This window comes from Desulfuromonadales bacterium, assembly GCA_035620395.1.
Classification (GTDB): Bacteria; Desulfobacterota; Desulfuromonadia; order Desulfuromonadales; family DASPGW01; genus DASPGW01.
Window position 1 is genome coordinate 1 of the sequence record DASPGW010000123.1, and the last position, 10,391, is coordinate 10,391.

General features: G+C 62.3%; 10 protein-coding genes. 1 reads left to right on the forward strand and 9 read right to left on the reverse strand.

All coding sequences use genetic code 11. The features are described 5' to 3' along the window. Both VD811_06815 and VD811_06820 read right to left on the reverse strand, forming a co-directional pair. Positions 1–1,175, reverse strand: a 1,175-nt coding sequence (locus VD811_06815) for an ammonia-forming cytochrome c nitrite reductase subunit c552 (GenBank protein ID HXV20683.1), incomplete at its 3' end; no start/stop codon positions are given. Positions 1,176–1,446: 271 nt separating this feature from the next. Further along, a complete protein-coding gene (locus VD811_06820; GenBank protein HXV20684.1) occupies positions 1,447–2,166 on the reverse strand; it encodes a TIGR02266 family protein in 720 nt (239 codons plus the stop codon). 152 nt (positions 2,167–2,318) lie between these two features. Between VD811_06820 and VD811_06825 the strand changes: the two genes are divergently transcribed. Then, the gene (locus tag VD811_06825; GenBank protein HXV20685.1) at positions 2,319–3,104 is read left to right on the forward strand and encodes a ZIP family metal transporter; all 786 of its coding nucleotides are present in this window, start codon (positions 2,319–2,321) and stop codon (positions 3,102–3,104) included. A gap of 33 nt (positions 3,105–3,137) precedes the next feature. Here the strand turns inward: VD811_06825 and VD811_06830 are convergent, their stop codons facing one another. The 7 genes from VD811_06830 to VD811_06860 form a co-directional block, all read right to left on the reverse strand. Beyond that, positions 3,138–3,638 (reverse strand): MogA/MoaB family molybdenum cofactor biosynthesis protein, encoded by a 501-nt coding sequence (locus VD811_06830; GenBank protein ID HXV20686.1) that lies wholly within the window; start codon positions 3,636–3,638, stop codon positions 3,138–3,140. Next, positions 3,635–4,090 carry an MOSC domain-containing protein gene (locus VD811_06835; GenBank protein HXV20687.1) on the reverse strand — a complete coding sequence of 152 codons (456 nt, stop codon included), beginning with the start codon at positions 4,088–4,090 and terminating at the stop codon, positions 3,635–3,637. Before VD811_06835 ends, VD811_06830 begins: the two co-directional genes overlap by 4 nt. Positions 4,091–4,162: 72 nt before the next feature. Then, on the reverse strand, positions 4,163–5,182 hold the full coding sequence (locus tag VD811_06840) for a hypothetical protein (GenBank protein ID HXV20688.1): 1,020 nt from the start codon (positions 5,180–5,182) through the stop codon (positions 4,163–4,165). A 20-nt stretch (positions 5,183–5,202) separates the two neighbouring features. Next, a complete protein-coding gene (locus VD811_06845; GenBank protein ID HXV20689.1) occupies positions 5,203–6,162 on the reverse strand; it encodes an SPOR domain-containing protein in 960 nt (319 codons plus the stop codon). A 34-nt stretch (positions 6,163–6,196) separates the two neighbouring features. Further along, the gene (fusA, locus tag VD811_06850; protein ID HXV20690.1) at positions 6,197–8,275 is read right to left on the reverse strand and encodes an elongation factor G; all 2,079 of its coding nucleotides are present in this window, start codon (positions 8,273–8,275) and stop codon (positions 6,197–6,199) included. A gap of 141 nt (positions 8,276–8,416) precedes the next feature. After that, positions 8,417–9,190: a type III pantothenate kinase gene (locus tag VD811_06855; GenBank protein ID HXV20691.1), complete on the reverse strand. Its 774-nt coding sequence runs from the start codon at positions 9,188–9,190 to the stop codon at positions 8,417–8,419. A gap of 65 nt (positions 9,191–9,255) precedes the next feature. Beyond that, positions 9,256–10,239 (reverse strand): biotin--[acetyl-CoA-carboxylase] ligase, encoded by a 984-nt coding sequence (locus VD811_06860; GenBank protein HXV20692.1) that lies wholly within the window; start codon positions 10,237–10,239, stop codon positions 9,256–9,258. Positions 10,240–10,391 lie beyond the last annotated feature (152 nt).

Consider the following 10,391-nt stretch of genomic DNA (forward strand, 5'->3'; position numbering starts at 1 on the left):
TTGGCGTTCTTCTCCTTCGGCATGTGGCACTCATGGCACTGGATGCCGGCCTTGTCGTGGACGCTCCCCCAGTAGGTCTCCATCTCGGGGTGCTGCAGCTTGACTAGGCGGGCGCCGGTCACCGCGTGCCTGAAGTCGCGAAACTTGAGCTGGTCGTAGTGCGCCAGCAGGTCGAGGGCATTCTTCATCGGGAAGTGGTTGGCCCGGCGGTCGGCCATGGTCACCTTCTCGCCGCTCTCGGGCTCGAAGCCGCCGTTGCAGTTGTACTCGACGTGGCACTGGCCGCACTGCAGGGTGGAGTTCGGCTTGTCGAGCAGGCCGATCTTGCGGAAGCCGTCGCGGAAGCTGACCACCTCGACCTTGACCCGGGAGGCGCCCTTGTCGGTATCGTAGGGACGAGTGCCATCACGCTCGACCGCCTCGATCAGGGCATCGCGGGCGATGCGCGGCCGGGTGGCGTGCGGGTCATGGCACTGGATGCAGCCGACCGGGTTCTGCACATCCTTGATCAGTTCGTTGACATCGGAGGTGCGGTCCCACTTGGCCTTCGGATCCTTGTCGCCCATGTGTTTCCATTTGAGAGCGAGATCCGAGGTTTTGCACTGCAGGCAGACCGGATTGCCGGCCGACGCCGAAACTTCCTTGGGATAGGTCTTGCCGGTGTCGACCAGCACGTCCCAGGCCTTGCCCGGGCGAGCGACCTGCCACATGTCCTTGAACTGGTAACGGCCGGAGGCGAAGCGGTCGACCACGAACTGGTCAACGACCATGAAGGCATGGGAGCGCGGCTCGTTGTGCTCCTTGGTGAAGCCGTGCGGAGCGAGGAGTTTGTCCTGCATCGGCGAGCGGCCGGTGGGGCCGCCCTTTTCCTTGCGGGCCTGCGCCTCGAAATTGACGCGATAGAAGCTGTCGTACTGGTCCTTGTGGCAACTGCCGCAGGTCGCAAGCTCCAGACTGGTGACCGGTTTCGTCGCAGAGTCTTTCAGGTGGGCTTCCATTCCGCTGTGACAGGTCTCACAGGCCAGCTTCGCATGCTTCGAACCCTGATGCAGCTGCTCGACCTCGGCGTGGCAGCCGAAGCATTCCATCTTGTCCACCCCGCCGGCCGCCTTGGCCAGCACGCCGGTCGGCAGCGCCAGCAGCGCCAGCGCAACCGCAATCCCGATCCTCTTCATTCCTTGCCTCCTCATTGGTTGATGGGTCGTGCCCTGTTCACAACAGGCGCAACAAACCTCGAATTTGCCCCGGGACCCGCCTCTCAGCAGGCACATGGCGGGACGACGGTACGCTGTCCGCTGAATGGTGACCGCCGGTCCATTAAAATATTATCGATCAATATTATCAGCCGTGCCGCGCGTGACAATTGACGCAGGTCAAATTTTGCCAAAGCAAAAGGCCCGCAGAAGCGCGGGCCTTGCCTTGAAGCAAAGACGGGGGGGGAGAAGGTCACCAGGAGGGGGAGAAGCTTTCCTTCTTGATGAAATCGCGGATGGCGTGCATATCGTCGAGACGGAGGTCGACGAACTGGACCCCCATACCGGCGGCCATCTCCGGCTTGTGCAGCAGCACCGGGTGGTTGACCCAGGCCACCCGCCCGTTGCAGCGGATGGATGTCTGCCGGTCGGGCAGGGTGAACTCCAGTTCGAGCGGCGTATCGACCGGCAATGGATCGTCCGTTTCAAGAAAAAGGCCGCCTGTGCTGATATTGACGGAGTAGTTGCAGAGCAACTGCCGGCGGCCGGGACCGTAGCGAACCTCGAGCCGTGCCCTGACCCGCTCCGCCTCGCGGCCGGCGACGGCGAGCAGCCGGCGGGCGGTATCGACGAAGAGGTGGCGGGTGATCGGCTTGAGCAGAATCTCGTCGCAACCGGCCTGCCGACACTTTGCCAGGTCTTCCTCCCGCCCACCCTGCGTCACCATGACAATCGGTGTCGAACGGAGTTCGGGGTCGCTCTTGACCCGGAGGCAACACTCGTCACCATTCATCACGGGCATATAGAGATCCATGAAGACGAGATCCGGCCGCTCGGCCGCTATGATCTCGAGGGCCTGGCGGCCGTCACGGGCCACCTGCAGTTCGATATTCTCCCGTCGGAAAAAGGTTTTTTCCAGTTCCAGAAAAAGCTCGACATCATCGGCCAGCAAGATTTTTTTCTTCCTATCCACGTTCCACTCCACCGAAAGGGCACCGCCGTTCATTGCCCATCCTACAAGAAACCAGGATTTTCCTCTGGAAAGACCACTGCGGGATTCTGTGCTTGAGCTCGCCTGCGTTCATGACTATACTGCTGCCACCTCTAAGACTGGAGTCATCGCACATGGACGAACGCTGGTTCAGCGTCATATTCTTCGGCAGCGTCGCGGGCATCGCTACCTTTCTCGGCATGTACCTGATCCTGGCACGTGCGGAGTGGAGTCGTCGCAATTCCGCCAGCCTGGTTTCCTACTCGGCCGGCGTGCTGCTCGGTGTCGGCATCCTGCACGTTTTGCCGGAGGCCCAGGAACTGAGCAGCCAGACACCGATTTACTTCCTGCTTTCCTTTGTTCTTTTCTATTTTCTCGAGCACCATCTCTTTTTTCACGCCGGCCACGAGGAGTTGCACCATGCCGGCCTGGAGGTCGCGGCGGGCCACGACGCCTGCTGTGCCGACCCGCATCCGCTGGGTGTCATTGCCTTCGCCGGCATGACTCTGCATTCGCTGATCGACGGCATGGTCATCGGCGCCGGCTTCGAGGCCGGCAGCGAAACGGGTCTGCTCTCCGCCCTGGCGGTCATCGCCCACGAGGTCCCGGAAGGGATCGCCATGCTCTCCATCCTGCTGCATTACGGCTATGCCCGCCGGACGGCCATCATCTTCACTTCGACCGTCGCCATGGCGACGCCCATCGGTGCAGTCGTAACCTACTCTCTGGTGCGCCACCTCGCGCCGGGCATTCTCGGCGCCCTCATGGCCTTCGCGGCCGGCTCCTTCGTCTACATCGCCGCCTCGGACCTCATCCCGGAATCGCACCGTGCCCGCGGGCTCAAGGGGAGCCTGGCGTTGTGCGGCGGCATCCTGACGGCCGCAATGGCCGGCTGGCTTGCCCACTTCGGGCACGCCTGAAAAAGGGGAGTCAGCGGACTCCCCCTTTTTATTTTACCGGGCACATTCGGAGGGATCGCCTTTGAGCTTGGCCAAGGCATGGCCGAGAGCGGGGAGGACGACCTCGAGGTTCTCCCGCACCCCCTTCGGGCTGCCGGGCAGATTGACTATCAGGGAATGCCGGCGCACCCCCGCCAGCGCCCGGGAAAGCATGGCGTGCGGGGTCTTGCGCAAACTTTCCATGCGCATCGCCTCGGCCATGCCGGGAATCTCCCGCTCGATCACCCGGGCGGTCGCCTCGGGGGTGACATCACGCGCCGTGAGCCCGGTGCCGCCGGTGGTCAGAATCAGGTCGACGGCGTCGCGGTCGACCCAATCCACCAGGGTGCGCACGATCAGTTCCTCCTCGTCGGGGATGACCTGGTAGCACACGACCTCGCCAAAGGAAGAGATCATCTCGCGGATGACCCGGCCGCTCTCGTCTTCCCGTTCGCCCCGCGCCCCCTTGTCGGAGAGGGTCAGGATGCCGACGCTGTAGCGGGCCTCGTTCGTCATGCCCCTTCTCCCTCCGCCAGCACCTCGATCCGGTCTCCCTTGCGCACGCTGCCGCCCCGCAGCACGACGGCGAAGATCCCCTCCTTGGGCATGACGCAGTCGCCGGCCTGGTAGAAGATCGCGCAGCGTTCATGGCAGATCTTGCCGATCTGGGTGATCTGCAGGATGGCGGTCTCGCCGACCCGCAGACGGGTTCCGACCGGCAGGGTGCAGAGGCCGATCCCCCGGGTGGTCAGATTCTCGGCGAAATCCCCAGGCCCCACGTCAAGGCCGGCAGCACGCATCTTGTCGATGCTCTCCAGGGCCAGCAGGCTCACCTGACGGTGCCAGTCGCCGCCATGCCCGTCCCCCTCGAGACCGAAGTTTTCCAGCAGCACGCCCTGGCCCACATCCGTTTTGCGTTCCCCCTTGCCGAGGCTGGTGCAGACGGCGACGATTTCTCCTTGGTTCATTCAGATGACTCCTTCAATGGCAGCGAGCCCCTCGGCCTGGATTTCACCCAAAGCCTGCATCGCCGATTAGCACTACCGCTGCTTGGTCAGCAGCATACGCCGGGCATTATTGACGATGACCTGGGAAACGCCGCGGCTCTTGGCCAGGTTCTTGATGTCTTTCTCGGTCAGGATTGTCATGTAGCGCAAGGCCTTGGGCAGCGGAGTCCGTGGATGCATGACCAGCGCTTTCTTGATTTCGTAATGCTTCACCCATTCGCGGTTGAGGGTGATCAGACGGATGAGTTCGTCGCTGGAACTCTTGTTTTTGGCCACCGCCAGGACTTCCCCCTCGGTGATACGGGGATTCTTCAGCACGGCAGACGAAACCAGCTTGTTGGGATCCTTGAGAAAAATGTTGCGCCACTCCTTGTCGCCGGTCAGCGCCATCTTGATCTTGTCGGAAACCCCCATTTCCAGGGCCATCTGGTATTTGGAAAGGTTCAGCTCTTCCTCGACGGCTTCCTCTTCGTCTTCGCCATCGCCGCCTTCCGACTCTCCGGCCGCAGTTGGATCCGCTTCGGCTTCGGTCGACTCCCCGCCGACGGCCGAGTCACCGACGGGGGTCAAGCGGGCACGGATGCCTTCGCTGGTATGCGGATTCGCCAGAAGGGCAGCAACCACCTCTGGATCGTCACAGCATCGTTGATTGTCTGCCAGCAGCGAAAGGATCGCAACGCCGGCGTGCCCGGCAAGGTGACGCAGGGTCGCCGCGGCCAGCCCGGGATGGTCCAGCAGCGGCCCGATGAGCGCCGGTTCGGATATCCGCCAGCGGACAACGAAATCGAGCAACTGCGGGTGGAGCTCGGCGCTTTCCAGAACCGGTTGCAGCGCTGTCGGGGAGATGCCCCTGAAGGTTTCCAGTGCCCGCGCCTTGATTTCCGCGTCGGCTCCGTGACAGAGGAAAAAGAGGGCGGTCACCAGATCCCTGGCAGAGAGCGGCAGTGCCCCCCGCGCCGCCGCAAGTTTTGTTTCGCGGGGGGCTTCAGGAGCAACGATGCGCGCCACCCCGGGAGAAACCTTCAGGCGCACGGTCTTGGTCTGGCTGGTCATGTGAATTCAATGCCCCTGCTTCAGGGGTCTTTCCTGACAATGGCCTCGAGGCCGGCCGCCCGGGCACGAACGGCAGCCTGCTCGGCCGCGTTTCGGTCGGCAAAGTCGCCGAAGCTGAGCAGGGAAAGCGATACTTCGGCCTCTACCGCCTCTTCCTCGACCCGGATCCCCTGCTTGTAAAGATGATCGGCGGCGCGGCGCGCCCGGTCGATATCCTGGAAGGAGCCGGCATAGACCAGCACATATTCCCCCTGCCTGAGCAGGAAGGCATTCGGCGCCACCGCCTTGAGCGAATCCAGCTTGGCTTTCCCTTCTTCGGCAAAAAACGCTCCGACCCGCAGACGGGTCATCGGCATCGTCTTGCGCAGAGACTTGACCCGCGGCTCGTAGCCGAGACGGCGCACCTGCGCTTCCGCGTCCCGCAGGTTGGCCTTGAGCAGGAAGGCCCCTGCCTGCAGGTAATAGGGGCCGGCCTTTTTCGACGCAACCTTCGACTGCGCAACGGTCTGTTCGGCGGGGGGAGGTGACGGGGGAGGCTCCGTCCTGGCCGGCGTCTCTGCAGGTGGCGCCGGGACCGTCGATTTGATCGCCGGTTTTTCCGCTTTCACCGGCACTTCCGGTTTTACCGCCGATGCGGCGGGCGCTTGTCCCGCCGGCGGCGCCGGCGGGACACTCTCGGTCTTGACCGTCGCTTCTTCCATGCTGACCGGGGGTGGCGGCAGGGCGATCGGCTGCCTGACCGGCGGCGCCGGCGGCGGGGTTTCGGGAACCGGCGGGCTGCCCAGATAAAAATAGGCAGCGGCGCCGCCAAGAACAATCAGGAGCGCCAGCAGCAGAAACATCCGGCCCGGCGATCGCTTTTCCACCGTCCCGGATTCGCCCAGATTCCGGCGCAACTCCTCCTCGATCATGGCAGCGCCCGGATCCTGTTCAACCGGCTCCGCTTGGTCCTCGAACCCAAAATCGTCCTTCTCCGTCATTGCGGGTCTCCTCATTGCAGGATCGGTCCGGCAGTTACTCTTCTTTCTTCACCTCGGCCAGTATCCTGGCCGTCAGGTGCGGGGGAACTTCCTCATACTGGGAGAACTCCATGGTGAAGAGCCCCCGGTCGGAGGTCATCGAGCGCAGATCAGGAGCATATTTGAGAACTTCGGCCATCGGCACCTGAACCGAGATGACCTGGCTTCCGGACTGGGGTTCGACGCCGAGCACCTTGCCGCGCCGGGAGTTCATGTCGCCGATCACGTCGCCCATGCAATCGTCGGGGACGGTGATCTCCATATGCATGATCGGTTCCAGCAGCACCGGGCTGGCGGTCTCCATCGCCTTCTTGAATCCCATCGAACCGGCAATCTTGAATGCCATCTCCGAGGAGTCGACGGAATGATGGCTGCCGTCGAAGAGGGTTACGCGAAAATCCTGGACCGGGTAGCCGGCCAGTATCCCGTGCCGCATCGCTTCCTGAACCCCCTTGTCGACCGCCGGGATGAACTGGCGGGGGACGACGCCGCCGACGACCTTGTCGACGAATTCGTAGCCGGAACCGCGCGGCAGCGGCTCAACCTCGATGTGGACATCGGCAAACTGCCCGCGACCGCCGGACTGCTTCTTGTGCCGGTAGTGCTGCTTGACCGCCTTCTTGATCGTCTCGCGGTACGGGACCTTGGGCTCCTTGAGCAGAACCTCTACACCGTACTTGCGCTTGAGCTTCTCGACCGCCACCTCGACGTGAACCTGACCCATCCCGGAGAGGATCATTTCCTTCGTCTCCTCGTCGCGCAGAAACTGCAGGGTGGGGTCCTCCTCCATGAGCTTGTGCAGCGAGCTCATGATCTTGTCCTCGTCCCCCTTGCTCTTGGCCTGCAGGGCGAAGGAGATCACCGGCTTGATCGTCAAAGGGCTTTCGAAGACGATGGGATGGGCGCCATCGCAGAGAGTGTCGCCGGTGGAAGTCTCCTTCAGCTTGGCCACGGCCACGATATCGCCGGCCTCGGCCACCGCGACCGGCTTCTGCTTCTTCCCTTCGAGCTCGAAGAGTTGGCCGATGCGCTCGGTCGTATCCCGGTTCGGATTGTAGACGACCGAGTCGCTTTTCAGGGTACCGGAATAGACGCGGAAGAGAGAAAGCTTGCCGGCATAGGGGTCGTTAACCGTTTTGAAGACCATGGCCGAGAACGGTTCCGCCGGGTCGGGACGGCGCTGCTCCTTTTCGCCTGTTTTCGGATTTTTGCCGTACTGGATCCCCTTGTCGATGGGGGAGGGAAGACAGTTGACGATATAGTTGAGCAGATTGCGCACCCCGATGTTGGCGGTAGCGCTGCCGCAGAGGACCGGAGTGAACACTTTCGTCAGGGTCCCCTCGCGCAGGCCGAGCAGGATCTCGTCCTTCGTCAGCTCCCCCTGCTCCAGATACTTCTCCATCAGCACGTCATCTCCTTCGGCCGCCGCCTCCACCATGAGGTTGCGCAGGCGTTCGGCTTCCGGCAGGTATTCGGCGGGGATGTCGGTCTCGTCATAGGTTCCGGCATCGTCGAACTTGAAAAAGCGCGCCTTCATGTCGACCAGTTCGATGATCCCCTTGAACTCCTCCCCTTCTCCGACCGGCATGGATACGGCGACCGCCCTGGTTTTGAGGGTCTTCGACAGATCATCGACAGTCTTGAGAAAATCTGCCCGCTCGCGGTCCAGCTTGTTGACGAAAACGATGCGCGGGATTTCGAATTCCTGCGCCCACTGCCAGATCTTGACCGATTGGGCCTTCACCCCGTCGACCGCCGAGACGACCAGAACGGCGCCGCCCAGGATGCGCATGCAGTTGCGCGTGTCATGCAGAAAGTTGGTATAGCCGGGGGTATCGACAATGTGCAGGCTGTTCCCCTTCCACTCGCAGTGGTCGAGGCTGGAAGTGATGGTGATGCCGCGCTTGATCTCCTCGGGTTCGAAATCCATGGTCGACGTCCCCTCGTCGACCTTGCCGAGGCGATCGATCATGCCGGTGTTGTAGAGAATCGCTTCGGTGAGTGACGTCTTGCCGGCGCCCCCCTGACCGACGATGCCCAGGTTCCGGATTTGTGCCGTTTCGTACTTTCCCATGACCGCTCCTTTCATTCCATCGTTGATGAGGAATCTGGTTAAAGGATTACTGACAGGAAACAACGAACATGGCGGTGTACTACCCGCGCTCAAGCATCATAGCTCGCAGCTCGCTGCAAGAGCCAAGAGCCAGGAAAAAGATTAAAGGCCGGATTTGTTGCGATTGTAAATGATACGCAACCCCTCCAGCGTCAGATTCGGGTCGACTTCGTCAATGGTCTGGGCAGCCGGCGCGATCTGTCCGGCCAGACCGCCGGTGGCGACAACCAGAGGCTCGTCCCGCGCCTCCAGCTTCATCCGCCCGACGATCCCGTCCACCAGCCCGGCGTAGCCGAAAAAGATCCCCGCCTGCATGCTGTTGACCGTGTTCTTGGCAATGATCTGCGGCGGACGGGAAAACTCGACGCGCGGCAGTTTGCTGGCCCTCTCGAAGAGGGCCTCGGCGGAGATGCCGAGCCCCGGGGCGATGGCTCCCCCCTGGTAGACTCCCCTGGCGGAGATGTAGTCGAAGGTCGTTGCGGTACCGAAATCGACGACGATCAGGCTGCGCCGGAATTTCTCGTAGGCCGCCACCGCGTTGACGATGCGGTCGGCGCCGACTTCCTTGGGGTTGTCGTACTGGATCGGCATGCCGGTCTTGATCCCGGGGCCGACGATATAGGGCTTGAGCCGGAAATAGTCGCTGCAGAGCCCCTCCAGGGTATTCAGCATGGGGGGAACGACGCAGGAGATGATGACGTCGCGGATATCGGTGAAATGGATATCGGAGAGCTGGAAGAGTTCATGGATGAGCATGGCGTACTCGTCCACGGTGCGGGACTTGTCGGTGGTCACCCGCCAGCTGCGCACCAGCTGCTCTTCCTGGTACATCCCCAGAACGGTATTGGAATTGCCGACATCGATGACTAAAAGCATGGAAACCCGTAATTGGTTGCCTGTGATTCGGGACCTTGGCGCTCGGACCCGGGACTCGTGTAAGTTTAAACCGGCCGCACGTCGCCGGCCAGCACCTTTTCGGCCCGGCCGTCGGGCAGCCGCAGCAGCAGGGCACCATCGTCATCGAGCCCCTCGACCCGACCCTGCACGCGGCGACTCTGGTAATCGACCTCCACCTGCCGGCCGATCAGGTCGAAGAAGGCTTCCCAGGCCTTGAGAACCGGCGGGAAACCTGCCTCCAGGTAAAGTGCGTAAAGGCTGTCGAGATGGTGCAGCAGGGCCCGGGCGAAGGCTGCCCGGGAAATCGGTTCTCCCTTTTCCAGGGCCAGCGAAGTGGCCGGATAGCGCAGATCGGCGGGAAACTGATCGGAGCGCATGTTGAGATTGACGCCGATGCCGAGGATCACGTAGTGAATCCCCTCGGTTTCGGCGCTCATCTCGTTGAGCAGGCCGGCAATCTTGCGGCCGCGCAGCAGAACATCGTTGGGCCACTTGACGCTCGGCGCCAGGCCGCTGATCTCCGCCACCGCCCGGGCAACGGCCACGGCCGAGAGGAAGCTCAGTTGGGGCGCATGATAAGGCAGGATCGGCGGCCGCAGCAGCACCGAGACATAGAGATTCACCCCCGGCGGCGAGATCCAGCTGCGGCCGAGGCGCCCCTTGCCTGCCGTCTGCCGATCGGCGATGACTACTGTCCCCTCGGCCGCTCCCGCCTCCCCCAGGTCATGCGCCCGCAGATTGGTCGAATCGGTCGTCTCGTAATAGACGACCTCGCGGCCGATCCGGCGCGTTTCCAGGCCGGCCTGGATCTCCGTCGGAATGAGGGTGTCGGGAGTGCCGGTCAGTCGGTAGCCCCGGGAGGTGACTGCCTCGATGGTGTAGCCGAGTTCGCGCAGTTGCCGGACCTGCTTCCAGACGGCCGTGCGGGAGACTCCCAGCGACTGGCTGAACTCTTCTCCGGAGACGAACTGCCCCGCCTTTTCCCGCAGCAGCCGGAGGATCTCTTCCTGCGCGTTTTTAGCCGTCATCGACATTCCCGAAATTGATGCAAAATCCTTTCACCACAGAGTTCACAGAGGGCACAAAGAAAACCTAAAATTCGTTTCACGCGGATCAAGTCTGATAACTTCTGATAAAAACGATTTAAATGCTTTGATCTAACCTTCCGGTTCATGCTTGA